Source organism: Acinetobacter gyllenbergii CIP 110306 = MTCC 11365, assembly GCF_000413855.1.
In the GTDB taxonomy this organism is placed as follows: domain Bacteria; phylum Pseudomonadota; class Gammaproteobacteria; order Pseudomonadales; family Moraxellaceae; genus Acinetobacter; species Acinetobacter gyllenbergii.
This window is the reverse complement of record NZ_ATGG01000034.1, coordinates 1-16,156: the sequence shown is the minus strand read 5'-3', so window position 1 is coordinate 16,156 and position 16,156 is coordinate 1. Positions and strand designations below refer to the sequence as shown.

At 39.8% G+C, this 16,156-nt stretch carries 13 protein-coding genes, 1 rRNA gene and 2 pseudogenes; 1 reads left to right on the top strand and 15 read right to left on the bottom strand.

From position 1 onward, the window contains the following. The 5 genes and pseudogenes from F957_RS21810 to filA all read right to left on the bottom strand — a co-directional run. Positions 1-616 (bottom strand): annotated as a pseudogene (locus F957_RS21810) (putative pilus assembly protein FilE); the annotation flags it as partial. After that, positions 616-2,280, bottom strand: coding sequence for a putative pilus system OmpP1/FadL family transporter FilD (filD, locus tag F957_RS03175; RefSeq protein WP_171068328.1), 1,665 nt, complete (start codon positions 2,278-2,280; stop codon positions 616-618). The gene filD and the pseudogene F957_RS21810, both read right to left, overlap by 1 nt. 15 nt (positions 2,281-2,295) lie before the next feature. After that, positions 2,296-3,432 (bottom strand): putative pilus system protein FilC, encoded by a 1,137-nt coding sequence (filC, locus tag F957_RS03180; RefSeq protein ID WP_016543169.1) that lies wholly within the window; start codon positions 3,430-3,432, stop codon positions 2,296-2,298. A gap of 45 nt (positions 3,433-3,477) precedes the next feature. Continuing rightward, positions 3,478-4,311 carry a putative pilus system C39 family peptidase FilB gene (filB, locus tag F957_RS03185; protein WP_016543170.1) on the bottom strand — a complete coding sequence of 278 codons (834 nt, stop codon included), beginning with the start codon at positions 4,309-4,311 and terminating at the stop codon, positions 3,478-3,480. A gap of 397 nt (positions 4,312-4,708) precedes the next feature. Further along, positions 4,709-5,680, bottom strand: a complete 972-nt coding sequence (filA, locus tag F957_RS03190) for a putative pilus system protein FilA (protein WP_016543171.1) — start codon at positions 5,678-5,680, stop codon at positions 4,709-4,711. Positions 5,681-6,189: 509 nt separating this feature from the next. Here filA and F957_RS03195 point away from each other — a divergent pair. Then, a complete protein-coding gene (locus F957_RS03195; RefSeq protein WP_016543172.1) occupies positions 6,190-7,533 on the top strand; it encodes an anthranilate synthase component I family protein in 1,344 nt (447 codons plus the stop codon). 8 nt (positions 7,534-7,541) lie between these two features. Here F957_RS03195 and hisC read toward each other — a convergent pair whose 3' ends face one another. From hisC to rrf, 10 genes and pseudogenes are all read right to left on the bottom strand, one after another. After that, positions 7,542-8,627 carry a histidinol-phosphate transaminase gene (gene hisC / locus F957_RS03200; protein WP_016543173.1) on the bottom strand — a complete coding sequence of 362 codons (1,086 nt, stop codon included), beginning with the start codon at positions 8,625-8,627 and terminating at the stop codon, positions 7,542-7,544. Positions 8,628-8,786: 159 nt separating this feature from the next. Then, a complete protein-coding gene (hisD, locus tag F957_RS03205; RefSeq protein WP_016543174.1) occupies positions 8,787-10,079 on the bottom strand; it encodes a histidinol dehydrogenase in 1,293 nt (430 codons plus the stop codon). A 131-nt stretch (positions 10,080-10,210) separates the two neighbouring features. Next, positions 10,211-10,873: a DUF4272 domain-containing protein gene (locus tag F957_RS03210; RefSeq protein WP_016543175.1), complete on the bottom strand. Its 663-nt coding sequence runs from the start codon at positions 10,871-10,873 to the stop codon at positions 10,211-10,213. 142 nt (positions 10,874-11,015) lie between these two features. Beyond that, entirely contained in the window at positions 11,016-11,705 is a 690-nt protein-coding gene (hisG, locus tag F957_RS03215) for an ATP phosphoribosyltransferase (RefSeq protein WP_005239568.1), read from the bottom strand. Continuing rightward, entirely contained in the window at positions 11,702-12,961 is a 1,260-nt protein-coding gene (gene murA, locus F957_RS03220) for a UDP-N-acetylglucosamine 1-carboxyvinyltransferase (RefSeq protein ID WP_016543176.1), read from the bottom strand. Before murA ends, hisG begins: the two co-directional genes overlap by 4 nt. A gap of 6 nt (positions 12,962-12,967) precedes the next feature. After that, positions 12,968-13,219 (bottom strand): BolA family iron metabolism protein IbaG, encoded by a 252-nt coding sequence (gene ibaG / locus F957_RS03225; RefSeq protein WP_004655594.1) that lies wholly within the window; start codon positions 13,217-13,219, stop codon positions 12,968-12,970. Positions 13,220-13,357: 138 nt separating this feature from the next. Further along, entirely contained in the window at positions 13,358-13,699 is a 342-nt protein-coding gene (gene hpf, locus F957_RS03230; RefSeq protein ID WP_004655596.1) for a ribosome hibernation-promoting factor, HPF/YfiA family, read from the bottom strand. Positions 13,700-13,868: 169 nt separating this feature from the next. After that, the gene (locus F957_RS03235) at positions 13,869-15,317 is read right to left on the bottom strand and encodes an RNA polymerase factor sigma-54 (RefSeq protein ID WP_016543177.1); all 1,449 of its coding nucleotides are present in this window, start codon (positions 15,315-15,317) and stop codon (positions 13,869-13,871) included. 188 nt (positions 15,318-15,505) lie between these two features. Next, positions 15,506-15,841 (bottom strand): annotated as a pseudogene (locus tag F957_RS03240) (hypothetical protein). 134 nt (positions 15,842-15,975) lie between these two features. Continuing rightward, a 5S ribosomal RNA gene (rrf, locus tag F957_RS03245) occupies positions 15,976-16,090 on the bottom strand. Positions 16,091-16,156: the final 66 nt, after the last annotated feature.

Sequence of the window (16,156 nt, the reverse complement as noted above, 5' to 3'; positions counted from 1 at the left end):
AAGCATTTGAAGCATTTGAAGCATTTGAAGCATTTGAAGCATTTGAAGCATTTGAAGCATTTGAAGCATTTGAAGCATTTGAAGCATTTGAAGCACGTTGAGTTAATGGTACTTTGGGTGCAACTGTTGATTTGTTCTCGATTGCAGGCTTCTCTATAACTAACGGTGCTTGTGTTACCTTCAATGGTTCAGTAACAATTGCAGAAACTTCTTTTGTATCTTTGTTGCTTGCTTTAGATGACGGTGCTGGCTCAGATTTTTGCTTGACGATTGTAGGCTCAACCACATCAATGGTTTTAACTGGTTTAGATGGAATCTGTTTAGATTCGGCTGATTGAGAATATTCAGCCTTTTTCTGCTCCATAGGCACAACAACAGTCTTTACCGTATTGGAATGATCAACGGCTGGTTGAACTACTTTTTCAGAACGTGCTTCCTGTTTCAGCTTATTGGGTTCTACGTCCTTTTTCCCAATTTTCATCGGTACAACCATTGGACGACCATCAGGTCCGATAATCGTATAGAAGCCATCCGCATAAACAGCCGAAACACTTGATACCATTAAACAAAATAATGAAATAGCAAGTGTTGATCGTTTCATCTTTATCTTTTGCATTACCATCTTGTTCTGTAGTTAATCCCAAGTAAAGTGACTTTGGTATTGGTTTTGACATTCAAACCAGCATAGGGGTTGAGTAATAGGTTATTAACCCCAGTCTGGTTTGAAAGGCTACTTGTATTTGCAGGAATATCATCACGGCTGCGTAAGAAACCGAGTGATAAATCCAAATCAGTATCCTGGTCAAAACGATAGCCAATACCTAAACCAAACAATTGTGCATTGTTAATCGGCACCATGGTATTTCGTTTATCGTCTGGAATCGAACTGGTGCGCGGCTCATAGCCCATGCGTAACTTCAAACGATCTGTTGCTGAATATTCAAAACCGATTCCCCAACGCCAAGAGGACTGAAACTTTAACGGTAAGGCAAGTGATCGATCCGTAACATCATTTGATAAAATCTGAGCAACTTTTAACAAAGAAATTTGTCGGTCAAATTCAAATTTAAACTTATCCCATGCCGAGAAATCGGTCCATCCCAAATCAAAGTTCACTTGTAAATCTGGGAAGATTTTATATTTAATCCCTGCTTTAAAATGCTGTGGATATTTGAAATCCATAGCCAATAAACCAGAATCTACAGCGGGTGCATAAGCCGGAAGCCCTAGAATTGCAGCAAGAACTTTACCTGTTGCTGATGAATTTAAACCCGCAATTAACTGTTGCGGTGCTTCTGCCACATTAATTAAGTATTTACCATGTAAACGCATCTTCGCTTCACTTTGATATACCATCCCGAAACTAAAGTCGTCAGTTGGTTCCCAAAGCAAACCTAAGTTATAACTAGGGCTGAGCGATTGTTCAAGTGAGACATCTAATGAACCGACCTTGCTAAAAGGGTCCATGCCTTGCTGCGCATTACAGATACCAAAGAGTAAGAGATCTGTAATAATGTCACCATTTTGTTTAAATGGCCCACATACCACTTCATCGACCATACGCAACACCCCAATTAACTCATTCGGGAAACGTAAATCAGTTTTCATGGCAATCGCTTGATAGGACATCCCAAATGAAGCACCAAGGTATAAATGATCATTCACCTGATACCCAAATGATGGCGATAGATAAGTAATACGCTCTAAAGCAACTTGCTGTCCCATATAGTTACTTGGGTTACCATCTTCAGCACCAAAACCCGCAACAAGCGGAGCATATACTGCGGTTGCATAAGTTACTTTCGAACCTGGTGGCTTATAAGAAATCCCTGCCGTTGGCGCAACTAAAGGAGAATTTGGCCCCAAATCTACAATTTTCTTTAAAACAGGAACGTAAATACTGGCATATTCAACATCCCCATGTACTGTTCCTTTAAAATCAGTACAAATGTTCGCATCTATTTCTGGTCCATCATTACAGACCAAAGGATCGTCAGAATAACCAAAAACGTTATAACCTGCTGGCGCTGAGTAATCTCGTTGAATTGCAAAATTAGCCAGAATCCCCTGCACATCTGTTTGCAGACCATCCAGTTTAGCAAGTGCGGCTGGGTTAAAATGAACAGCGCTAATGCCTGGTGGATCAGCGGTGACCGCATTCCCCAAGGCCAAAGAACGCAAATCTACAGATAAGTCTTGTCCGAGTTGTGCATGTGTAGCACCTGATAGCCCTGCTAAAAAAATTGCTATCGTTAATGGACATAATTTAAGGTTTTTCACCATTATTACATCTCCTTAACGAATTTTTTTACCAAAACCTATGATATCAAGTGGGAAAGACAGACCTAATGAGACATCTGGAGCATCTTCAGTTAAGCCAATTCCCACCGTACCATTGACAATTGTTTCAGGTGATACACGTACCCCTAAAGCGAATGACAACATCGCACTACTTTGATCAGCGGATTCATAACTCTCATTATTTTCAAAGTAGAATTTTGCACCCGTATTAAAGCTTTGCTGATATGACATGGTTAACGACACATCATAGTTAAACGAATATGCAAAACCAAAAGAGAATCCGCCACTTAAACCAGGATCAAAACTTTCTAAAACTCGGCTTCCTCTTAACTGGTTTAGACCTGATTCTTTAAAACCGTAACTGGTCGAAACTGAGGCAAACAGAACAACAGGATCAATATACTTACGTGTACTTGCACCCGCACCCACCGAGTAATACCCTTTACCCGTAGAAAGTTCATCTACCCCCACTTCATAAGGACTATCTCCAGTTTTAGTAGATAAGCTACCAAACAGTACCAAAGGTAGACGTCCTTGCTTTAATGGAAATGGTTCCCAACGTGCTCCAAAGTTGATATCCCCCAAACCTGCTGTCGTTTGATCTTTTAAAAGTTCTTTTTTAGCAACAAAAGGCAACGAGGCGGATAAGGTCACGTTATCCAACAGACCATATTGAACGGTAAAGGTGTTGGTTAAGGTATGGTTTGCATCCTCTTCAACACGCAATCTTGATAAAGAACTATTGCTATCACTCATCGCCAAATCAAGGCGGCTATCTCTGTAATAGGTATAATCCAAATCATAATAAGATGAGAAAATACCTTTCTTAATTAATGAGTACTGACGTTCATTTGAAGTAAATACTTCTTGTAAATTCGTTTCTTGAGTCGCATCACTCTCTTTCTTTTGTAAGGCACTTGCCGCTTGATCCGCTTGGTTATTCTCAGCAGGCGCTTGAGATTCTGGGGCAGGAGTTGCCGGGCTTTCAGTTGTCGCATTTCCTTGCACTTCAACTGGAGCCGTCTCTGTTCCAGATTCGACAGGTGGTTGTTGTTCTGCTGCGTAAAGTGTTGATGTGATGGCACTCAAACTCAACGCCAACACACTCATATTCATCCATGTACGATTCATTTTACTTTGCATCCTATTACATTAATTTTACTGATTTTTCTAAACTTACTTCCGCTTGTAATATAAGCGCATATAGGTTGTTATCGGCTGGTTATAAGTTGCTGATTTGGTATCCGCATCCAACACTCGACGCATGGTTGACGCTTTATCCGCAAGACGTTCTAATTTCTGCGTTGGAAATTGAATTTCAGCAAGGGCATACTTATTGACTGTTGCATCTTCAACATGACGCATATCCGCATCTTGTAGAGCCAATAAACTCTTTTGGTATTGTTGAGGAATGTCAACGATAAATAGCGTATTGTTATCCCATATTTCTTTAAACCGAGATTCATCAAAGCTGATATTGCCCAAAGCAGGATCAGCAACATAAACTCTCCCATCTTTATATGCTTTATATACTACAAAATGTTTAAAACCGGCATAAGTAATAGGAACAATCGCGGGTTGTTTTAATGAAATAAGATCGGAAAATTCCCCCCGATAGCCACCGCTATTAATCCCTAAAGCAGAGACGAATCGTTTCATATCCAGTAAAGAAAAACTACGGCGCTCAATAATCCGCTGGTATTCTCCATACTGAAGCAAACCACTCATGGTCTGCTGTTCGGTAAGGCGTAGCCCTCCATAACCATTAAGTAGGGTTGTTAATGCAGCAGAACCACAACTATAGTCGTAAGCTTGACGAACAATTCCCCGAAATTGTTCCTCGACAGCAGGCTTAATCACAACTGCTTCACGATGATTACGAGTAAAAGATGGGTAACGAGAGTCCAAGGTCTCTGTATAATATACAGTTCCCTCAGGTTTTTTTTCTATTTCAAAGGCTTGCGTTGTAAAGTAATACATCAATGCCGAGCCTAAAGCGATCTCTAACATAAGTCTCTTTTTCTAACAATGGCAGCACTTGCCTTATTCATTTTATTTTTAGTGTCAATGACACTACATCCCTGCAAGATGAAGATACCTTTTTTTATAAGAAAATACATCTTTTTTTTGGTTTTTTTTGACGGAATGTTATTTTTTTTATAATTACCTCTACAATTAAACAATTAGCGCCCTTAATAATACAATTCAACAACAAGAAATTGCTGCTAAAAATGTCTTTTTATTCGCTATAAATTACCATAGTGGGCCAAAGATAAATAAACGATAGGCATAAAATAACATCAAGCTAAAAAGCATCTTATACTTTACACGTTATACCTTCCAAACTATAAAATTTCTATCGAAAACAAAAAAAGCGCAAAATGCGCTTTTTTTGTTTGATAACTGATTAGTGACCAGAAATCGTAATCGCAGCACCGCTACCACCAGCGTAAGTCGTTTTCAAACCTTGAATTTCTACGTCACCGATTGAACCTGCAGTTTTGCTACCTAAATGAACACCTGAAATATAGATGTCAGTACCATTTGCAGGTGCTTTGCTGATAATTTTCAAATAACCATCATTCGCAGCTGCTGCACTTTCACCTACTACGCTAACGTCAGTATTAACGCTTAAGCTATTCACACCATGATCAGCCACTTTGATGCTATCAAGGTGAATTTCACCTGCAGCTGTACTTGCAACACCAGTCAACGTTGTTTGACCAATTGTTGATTTATCCAAAATACCGAGGTTGGTAATTTCTAAACCAGATGCCAACGTTGTATTTAACTTGATCATTGCACCTTGAGGAGCAGCACCTAATTGGATGTTTGCATCCATTTTACCTGTTTTAATGCTTAAACCAGATAAAATTGCATTGTAGTTAGATGCATCGTTACCACGCTGAACACTTGTAGTGCTCGCAGTACCTGAAGCAGAAACACCAATTTCACCAATGCTAATATTTAAGCCCGATACTTTCGCTGCTACGTTAAGGAAAGCACCACCAGTTGCAGCAGTACCAGCATCTGTATCAATTGTTAAATCAGCTAGGTTATGAGAAGCCAATAATTCTGCACCAGAGTTATCTGTATTTTGTGTAATAGAAATACTGTTAACTACGATTGCACCCGCAGTTGCTGTACCACCAGCACCGATTACACCTGCAGCGCCTGTCGCACCACCATTATCAGCATAACCATCATTATCATGAATTAATAATTTGTCGATCGTAACAGATGTAACACCAAGACCAATGTTAATACCATCTTGACCAGTTGCAGCGCTTAGTGCAGCATCGTCCATTGACTGCATAGCCATTGCATTTACGCTAATCGCCATTGAAGAAACTAAAGCTAGTTTAGTAAACATTTTCATTGAGCACTCTCCCAAGAGCATTTATTTTTTGACTTACACTACTCTAAACTGTCCACGGTCGTTTTATTCTTAAATGACAACTTGAACTTCCAATCCTTGAGTAGTTCGCTTAGCAATTACTAAATTACCTGTTTGTTATTTTATGTTCAACTCCTGTTAACTGCTTTTTATCCACAAACCGACAAACGGCATAAAGAACATACAATTTTCTAAGCAGCGAAAAATTATGACAACAGCATGTAATTCTTGATTATTTTTATAAAATAATTTTTAAATCCAAAATAACAAAGTTTGGCGATGCTCCGTTTATCCAGGGCTAAATACGTATAAGAAGTGTTAACAAAAGCGCTTTCTTATTTTAATTTGATAAATACATCATTCATTTTATCTAAGCAATCTACAAGTACAACACTTAATTTTTAAGCAAAAGGCTGGATTATCATCCGTACGATGTTTTTGAATGTAGTACAATTCTGCTCTCTAAATTTAGTGCAAGTATTTCCATTTTTATGTCTTATTTTCAGCAAAAGCTTAACACGCAACTCACTTCTGCATTTGAGCTTCTGTCCCGACTGTATGATTTAACTGGATTGGTTTATTTGCACGACCAGGCCGCGCCTGTGATTGCCTTTTTACCCACAGAGTTTTTAGTTTTTCAACACGCTGAACTACAGCAATTCCAACAAATACAATTCAATCAATATCAAATCAAATCAGAAGTGAACACACTCTTAGAATTCGCTCAGTTTGATGCTACCCCCTCCTCCGAGCAGCCAGATGGATTTCATGGTGGATATATTGGTTTCTTTAGCTATGACTATAGCGCAGATCAATTTATTGACATTTCTGCTCATCCACAACCTCGCTTTTTTTTAGGTCAATACAGCAGCTTTTTAAAGTTTCAGCAAGGTGAATGGTACTTCCATAGTGAGGATGTTCGGGCTGAAACTCTCTATCAATATATTGCTAATTTGATCAACACGCCTAAACCACTCAATACGCTTACTTTAAATCAGCAATGCCAACCTCGTTGGTCTAAACAACAATATCGTACTGCATTTGATCAAGTTCAGGAGTACATCAAGGCAGGAGATTGTTATCAAATTAATTTGACCCAAGAATTTACAGCACATACTCAAGGTTCATTACTCAGTCGAGCACAAGAGTTATGGGATTTAACACATGCCCCTTATGCGGGTTATCTCAAAATTAATGATTTTGAGCTACTCAGTTGCTCACCTGAATTATTTATTGAATTTCAAACTCATCGGAAAATTAAAACCCGCCCGATTAAGGGAACCATGCCGCGTTTTGATGATCCTGAGCAAGATCAAATATCCAAAGCTAAACTGAGTAGTTCTGAAAAAGACCAAGCTGAGAATGTCATGATTGTGGATTTACTGCGCAATGATTTAAGTGTTTATGCAGAAACAGGTTCGGTAAACACGACAAAACTGTTTGAAATTGAGAGCTTCAATCAAGTGCATCATATGGTCAGTGAGATCACGGCAACTCTAACAGAACAGATTAATCCAATGCAGATGCTACTCTCTGCCCTACCTGGTGGTTCGATTACAGGTGCACCCAAAATCAGGGCAATGCAGATTATTGAAGAATTAGAAGGCGCGCCACGTGGTGCTTATTGTGGCAGCTTGGGTTATTTTAATTTTGATGGTACGGGGTGCTGGAATATTTTGATTCGCAGTATTCAGCAATACCAAAATCAATTATCGATGTGGGCGGGTGGTGGCATCACCATCGCCTCTGATGCAGAAGCTGAATATCAAGAATGTTTCGATAAAATTTCTGCCATGCTTGATTTACTCAATACATGGCAGCAAGCTGAAAATTAAATCAAAGCTTATAAAATTTGCGTTTTAAGAGTATCCACGAAACGCTGATTTTGTTCATCAGTACCAATGGTAATACGCAAGAATTGATTGATTCGTGGTTTGTTGAAGTAACGAACAATAATTCCTTGTTCTCGCAATTGTTGGGCCAGTTGTGCCGCATCATGTTGTGGATGCGTTGCAAAGATAAAATTAGCTTTTGATGGTAAAACCTCAAAACCTAAAGCGGTGAGATCACTCACCAATTGCTCACGACTCGCGATTACCTTTTGGCATTGTGCCTCAAAATAAGCTTGATCTTCAAATGATGCAACAGCTGCAGCAATGGCAAAGCGATCCATAGGGTAAGAGTTAAAACTATTCTTTACCGCTTCAAGTGCTGCAATCAAATGTGCTTGTGCAATCGCAAAGCCGACACGCAACCCTGCCAATGAACGTGATTTCGAGGTGGTTTGGCAAACCACTAAATTGTCGTATTGATTGACCAATTGCACCGCTGATTCTGCACCAAAATCGACATAGGCTTCATCAATCACCACCACGCGATCAGGATTGGCTTTAAGCACCTGCTCAATCTGTGCTAACCCTAATGCAATGCTGGTTGGCGCATTCGGATTGGTAAGAATGATCCCACCATTTGCCTGTGCATAATCCGATACATCAATTTCGAACTTGTCATTCAATGGAATCTGCTGGGTCTTCGTTGCAAAAAATTGGCTATAAACTGGATAAAAACTATAGGTAATATCGGGATAAAGAATCGGCTCTTTTTGAATAAAAAACGCTTTAAAAATATGTGCCAAAACCTCATCCGAACCATTACCGACAAAGACTTGGCTGATATCTACGTGTTGCTGTACTGCAATCGCCTGCTTGAGTGCCGTTGCATCAGGATCTGGATAAAGACGTAACGCATCAGCTTGATTCGTCAAAACTGCTTCAACCGCTGCCACGACTTTTGGCGATGGTGGATATGGATTTTCGTTGGTATTCAGTTTGAGTAAGTTCTGAATTTTAGGTTGCTCACCTGGCACATACGGCTCTAATTCACGAACTTCGGGACTCCAAAAACGCATTTGTTCTGTTGTAAACGTCATTTTATATTCTCTTGTTGCCCTCTCCTAACCTCTCCCCAAGGGAGAGGAATCTTCAAACCTATTTCACATATATCGTGACAAGTCCCCTCTCATTTTAGGAGAGGGTTTGGGAGAGGTTTATATTTATTATCGTGCTAGACCACGACACACACTTCAGATTTAAACTTCATAACGGTAGCGTGCTGAACGTGCATGGGCATCAAGATTTTCTTGTACCGCAAGGACATCGGCCGTTTTCGCCAAGGTTTTAACACCTTGCTGTGAGCACATAATCAGACTTGAACGTTTCTGGAAATCATAAACTCCAAGTGGCGATGAAAACCGTGCTGTACCCGAGGTTGGCAATACATGGTTTGGACCTGCACAATAATCACCAATCGCTTCTGGTGTATAACGTCCCATAAAAATTGCGCCCGCATGACGAATTTCCTGGCTCATCAATTCAGCATCGTCAAGACAGAGTTCTAAATGCTCAGGTGCCACTTGATTGATCAGTTCAATCGCTTCAGCACGATCTTTCACCAAGACTAAGGCACCACGATTCTGAATCGAGGTTCGCGCAATTTCGGCTTTTGGCAATTCAGCCAAGTGCTTTTCAATTGCGGCATCCACAGCATTTAAAAGTGCTTCATCAGGTGTGATAAAAATGGCTTGAGCAACGGTATCATGTTCTGCTTGAGACAAGACATCCATGGCAAGCCACTCTGCATTATTTTCACCTTCGGCATAGACTAGGATTTCTGAAGGTCCAGCAATCATATCAATCCCAACTTGTCCGAAAACAGCACGTTTTGCCGCAGCAACAAAGCGATTCCCTGGTCCTGTAATTTTATCCACCGATGGAATGGTTTCAGTACCATAAGCCAGCGCGGCAACGGCTTGTGCACCACCAATCGTAAATACACGGCTTACACCTGCTAAATACGCAGCTGCTAACACCAATGGATTCAATTCACCATTCGGTGCTGGAACCACCATGATAATTTCAGGAACACCGGCTACATGTGCAGGCAAAGCATTCATTAAAACCGAAGAAGGGTAAGACGCTAAACCACCAGGTACATAAATCCCCACGCGATCAAGCGGTGTGACTTTCTGGCCTAAGGTATTACCGAGCTCATCCACATAGCTCCAACCTTCTTGCTTTTGTGCTTGGTGGAACGAACGAATGCGCTTTGCAGCCAACTCCAAAGCTTCACGGATTTCAGTGCTTAAGCCTTCAAATGCAGTTTTCAGCTGGGCTTGGGTTAGTTCCAAATCAGAGAATTGATGCGCTGGATGTCGATCGAACTGCTGTGTTAATTTCAGTACATGTTCATCACCATGCTGACGAACATCAGCAATGATTTGGTCTACAGTTTGTACTAATTGAGGATCATTCACAGTTTCAAATGCTAAAAGCTCAGCAAAAGCCTGTTTAAAGTTCTGATCCTGAGTCGATAAACGTCGCATCAATTTACCCACAAGGCGAATAAGAGAGCGCTAAGTTTACTCTTTTTCATCCAACTTGTGGGCAAGATAACATCAGCATTTCCATCTGCTTTAATAGAAAAAATCATTTTTAGGCTTAAATATTCTAAATTTTATGTATTTAAGTCAGGATTATCCCAATCTCCATCGCGTTGTATGAGCCAATTTAAAGCCCCGTGACGTTCTACAACAACGGAAGCATTCATATTTTCAGGCGCATCCTGTTGTTTTAAGCGAGCGTCGACACATGCCCAATCATAGCGATAGATCAAATCCGCCTGATCTAAAATTTCATCCACACTTTTTAACTCAACTTGCTGCATAAACTCATCAAATGAATCACACCCAGAAACAACTTGCACTGCAAAATCACAATCTGCAATTGTATCTGGGTAGCCGAGTTCTTTAACGATGCCTAATGCCCAAAGTAAAACCCAGTAAGCTTCATATTTCCAAATCATATTGACGATGTCTTGTTGAGAAACTTCTTGATTTAAAAGACTTTGCTCTTTAAGCGTTAATTCATCAAATACTTCAAATTTATTCAGCAAATCAACGATAAAGTTTTTAGTTTCCTCATCAAATTGTTGATTATTTAAATCACAAGCCACTTGAATCATGATCAAACATGCAATTGCCCTTTTGGCAATACTTTCAGCGGAACGAGCGATCACCTCATCAGCCGATTCAATATGCGGTAACCATTCTATATAAGGAATAGACTGAGCTTGTAATTTTAAAATTGACTCTTGTTTACGCTGTAAGGGCGTTTTCATTGTTCTTACTCATCACCAAACAATACGCCCTTTTAGCACATCCACAAATCAAAAAGGAAGGCATTCTTTCACTGAATCAGAAGATTAAGTTATAAAAAAACCGTTCAAAAGAACGGTTTTTTTAGAATCATCATGCAAGAAATTACGCTGAACGAGATTTCACAGCCTCTTCAAGTTGCGTCAAAATCGGATTTAACACCGCTTGCTTACGTTTAAAGCTGGCTTTGTTCACAATCAGGCGTGAAGACACTTTGCAAATTTCTTCTAAAGGCTCTAAACCATTGGCACGCAAGGTGTTGCCTGTGTCAACGACGTCAACAATGTAATCGCCTAACCCGACCAAAGGTGCAAGTTCCATCGATCCGTAAAGTTTAATCACATCCACCTGCTCACCTAAACTTGCATAGTATTGGCGAGTAAGATTGACGTACTTGGTTGCAATTTTTAAACGACCTTTCGGACGCTCCATTCCAACTTTACCTGCAGTCATTAACTTACAATTGGCAATCTTTAGATCAAGCAATTCATAGACATGTTGTGCACCATGTTCCATCAATACATCTTTACCTGCCACACCAAAATCCGCTGCACCATTTTCAACATAAGTCGGTACATCGGAAGCACGTAAAATCAAAATACGAACTTTTTTATGTGTGGTTGGAAAAATCAGCTTACGTGATTTATCAGGATCTTCCAATAAGTTGATGCCTGCATTTTCAAGTAAGGGCAATGTTTCCTTTAAGATACGACCTTTACTGAGTGCTAAAGTTAAACCATGATCAAAATTGCCCATTACGTCAAAATTTGGATCATCGTTTCTTAAGTCATTCATCCTTTTACTCGCTTAATCTGAGCACCTAAACTTTGCAATTTTTCTTCAATGTGTTCATAACCACGATCAATGTGATAGATACGATCTACCAATGTTTCGCCTTCTGCCACCAATGCAGCCAGAACCAATGAGAATGAAGCACGTAAATCGGTTGCCATCACAGGTGCTGCTTGCAGTTTTTCAACTCCAGTGACCACAGCATCATGACCTTCCACTTGAATATTCGCACCCATACGTGAAAGTTCTGGGACATGCATAAAACGGTTTTCAAAAATCGTTTCAGAAATTGTTGCAAAACCACGGCCAACTGAATTGACCGCCATGATTTGCGCTTGCATATCAGTTGGGAATTCAGGATGAGGTAAAGTTCTAAAGCTCACCGCTTTTGGACGTTTACCTTGCATATCCAATTCAATCCAGTCATCGCCACGGGTCACTTCCGCACCCATTTCTTCAAACTTATCTAAGACAGCTTCAAGCAAAGTTGGATCCGTATGTGTGGTCTTTACTCGCCCACCCGTAATGGCAGCAGCAGCTAAATATGAACCCGTTTCAATACGGTCAGCGACCACAGCATATTCACAGCCATGCAGGCTTTCAACACCAGTAACGATTAAAGTATCGGTATCAATACCTTCAATTTTGGCACCCATTTTAATGAGCATTTGCGCAAGATCGGTGATCTCTGGTTCACGTGCTGCATTACGAATTGTGGTCACACCCTCAGCCAAAGCAGCAGCCATCAAGATATTTTCAGTACCACCCACGGTCACCATATCAAAAACAACTTCACCACCTTTCAAGCGACCGTCAACTGAAGCATGCACATAGCCATTTTCAACTTCAATTTGCGCACCCAAAGCTTCTAATGCTTTTAAGTGTTGATCCACTGGACGTGAACCAATCGCACAGCCACCTGGTAACGAAACTTTGGCATTGCCATAACGCGCCAAGAGTGGTCCGAGGACTAAAATTGAAGCACGCATGGTTTTAACCAGCTCATAAGGTGCAAACTGGTTGTCTAATGTCGAAGCATCAGCACGAACCGTTTCACCTTCATAGCTCATGGTCACACCAAGGCCAGCAATCAGTTTAACGAGCGTGTTTACATCTTTTAGATTTGGAACATTCGTCAGCGTAATCGGAGAGTCAGCAAGGATCATTGCTGCAAGTAAAGGTAAAGCCGCATTTTTAGCGCCAGAAATGCGTACTTCGCCCTCGAGCTTAACACCACCCGTAATTAAAAATTTATCCATTAATATTTAAGCTCCGAAAAGGCTTGCTTTGCGCCATTCGTCTTTTGTCATTGCGCGAATCGTAACAGCGTGAACTTCACCACTCGCAATATAAGAATTTAGAGGTGCATAAACCGATTGTTGACGAGCAACGGTACGTTTACCTTCAAACTGATCATCAACAATACGCAGGTCAAATTTTCCAGCTTGTCCGCTCACCGCTACTTCTGCTTCAGGGAAAGCTTCTTTTAAAATTTGCGTGAGCTGCTCACTATTCATTCCAAGACCTCTTATACAACCATTGGTGTAAAACGAGCTATTTTACTATAACTTTTTCACATAATTCAGTAAGCAGTTTCTTTTTTTATCAATAAAAAAAAGAGGCCCCACAAAAAGCCTCTTTTATAAAAATAAAAACTAACTCAAAAGTGCCAGTTCATGCTGATAAGAACATTGAATTTTTCGATGTTTCGCAAGCTGACGTTTTAATTTATCTGTCAATTTTCTAATCGAAGTATACATATCATCGGCTGTCGCCTGTGCAAACAGTTCCACCCCCGGCAAACGGATAATTGCTTCTGCAATATGGTTTGCACTGCCTTTGTGTGAACGTTTATCAATTTGATGATCTTTAGCCAGTTTGATTTGCATACTATTGACCTGATCGAGATGCTTGGTCATTTGACTAAACTTTTCTTTTATATTTTCTTCAATTGCTGGCGTAATGGTTAAATGGTGTCCACGAATCGTTATTTGCATAATTCTATCCCTCACCTTTTTTTCTCAGGATACAAGACAATCGCTCAAGCAAATTTAATGCATATCAGTGGTTCAACATCCATTAAATCATTTTCAGCGACTCCTCTAGTGACTATAAAAATTCATTATTCCGTAATAATGAACACCTAGAATAGTCACACCTTAAAATTTAGATCAAGACTTTTCTTTCAGAAGATGAAGGAATATGTAACGATTCGCGATATTTTGCCACGGTGCGACGAGCCACCTCAATCCCTTCATCCTTCAACATTTCAGCGATTGCATTATCAGACAAAGGCTTACGTGGATTTTCGTTCGATACCAGTTTTTTAATCATGGCACGAATTGCAGTTGATGATGCTTCACCGCCCGTTGTGGTTCCCACATGGCTAGAAAAAAAGTATTTCAACTCAAATAAACCACGCGGTGTCAGCATATATTTATTGGTGGTCACACGTGAAACAGTTGATTCATGCAATTCAACTTCTTCTGCTACATCACGAAGCACCAAAGGTTTCATCGCCTCTGGCCCTTGCTCCAAAAATGCACGCTGATGTTCAACAATACAGGTCGCAACTTTCAGCAGTGTTTTATGTCGTTCATCGATGCTTTTAATAAAATTCTTCGCTTCCAGCATTTGATTACGCAGATAGACATTATCCTCACTTTGATCAGCTCGACGAATCATGCCTGAATAAAAAGAATTGATTCTGAGTTTCGGCATTACATCTGGATTGAGTTGGACTTGCCAATGTTGGTCTTTTTTTGCCACCACCACATCTGGCACTTGATACTCAGACTCTTGCTGATTAAATTCTAAACCAGGATAAGGCTTCAAAGTCTTGAGTAAATCGACCGCACTTTTTAATTGTTCTTTGGATAGTCCCGTCTGTTTTAATAATTTATTCAAATCATTTGAAATCAATAACTCATAGTATTTTAATAGATTTCTAGCTTCAGCAAGATAAGGAACTTTTTCACTAAATGTTTCTAGCTGGATCGCTAAGCATTCAGCCAAATTTCTTGACCCAACCCCAATTGGATCTAAACGTTGAATATGTTTTAAAACTACAATGATTTCATCTTCTTCAACTTCTTCTTCACTTTCCATTTCTTGTAATAAGCGGGAAACTGCAAGCAGGATATCGTCCAATTCTGCATCCAAAAACCCTTTATCATCTAAGGAATCGACAATGCAATATGCAATCAGTTTATCGACAGTCGAAAAATGCAAAAGATTCACTTGATCTAAAATATGCTCTTTTAGGCTTAATTGTATCTGACGATTATCTTCTCTTTCTTCGTATTCTGGTGAGCCTAAGGACGTCGATTGATGGGTATAAATATCATCCCATTCAGTATCAACAGGTAAATCATTGGGAAGATGATCAGCATTGAGTTCAGTGGTTAAGTCCCCTGTCTCTTTTGCTTCTAAGGTTGAAAGGCTTTCTGTTGTTCCAAGCTCTTCAATCTTTTCCAATAAAGGGTTACTGTCTAATTGAATCTGGATTTCTTGTTCGAGTTCTAAACTTGAGAGTTGTAAAAGACGTATGGCCTGTTGTAATTGAGGAGTCAACGATAAACTGTTCGCTACTTTCAATCCAACAGATAATTTCATATTCTTTCCCTTTATTAAAATAAGCAAAAAACATGCCTATAAAAATATTTATAACATAAAGCAATGTTTACGCATATAAGGAAAAAGCCTTTCAACTGACTTATCTGTTCAAAAAACTAGCAAAACTACAAATATTTATTGTAATGGAGCGCTTACTCCCATTTAGCAAACGTGCGAACAACATAGAATTATTTTAGATTTTGCTGCTTTAGGCATTCGATCATTTCATCCAATACTTTTTGCCCCATCGTTGTTCACACAAGTTCATTTAAATCCCCTGCTAAGAAATCAGACCAAGTCGTACTCGTTGAACCAGAAGAAAGCGCATAACGTCCACAAGCTGACCAGACCTTTTGATCTGATGTAATAGAAGCTAAATACAGCTCACCCTCAGGATCATCCAATATCCATTCTCGAATAACTCTAGGTGCTTGATATTGTTGCTTAGGTTTTTCCAACCACTTCCATACTAAAAAACCTAAATAGACAACTCCAATCGCTGATAAAAGTGTATGGAAAATCATGTCAGTCCTAATATCATTTCTTATTTACATTTAATCAGGATAAAAATAGCACAACTATTTAAATATTGACTTATCTTTTCTCCACACAATAAAAAACACCCCCAACCGTTAGGTTGGGGGTGTTTAGATTTAAAAGCTGGCGATGACTTACTCTCACATGGCAAGTGCCACACTACCATCAGCGCTAAGAGGTTTCACTTCTGAGTTCGGGAAGGGATCAGGTGGTTCACTCTTGCTATTGTCGCCAGCAAACTGTTTATGGATACTTGCTTTGGTCTTATTGATTGCCAAGGCTTTTTCCAAATGAGTGATTAA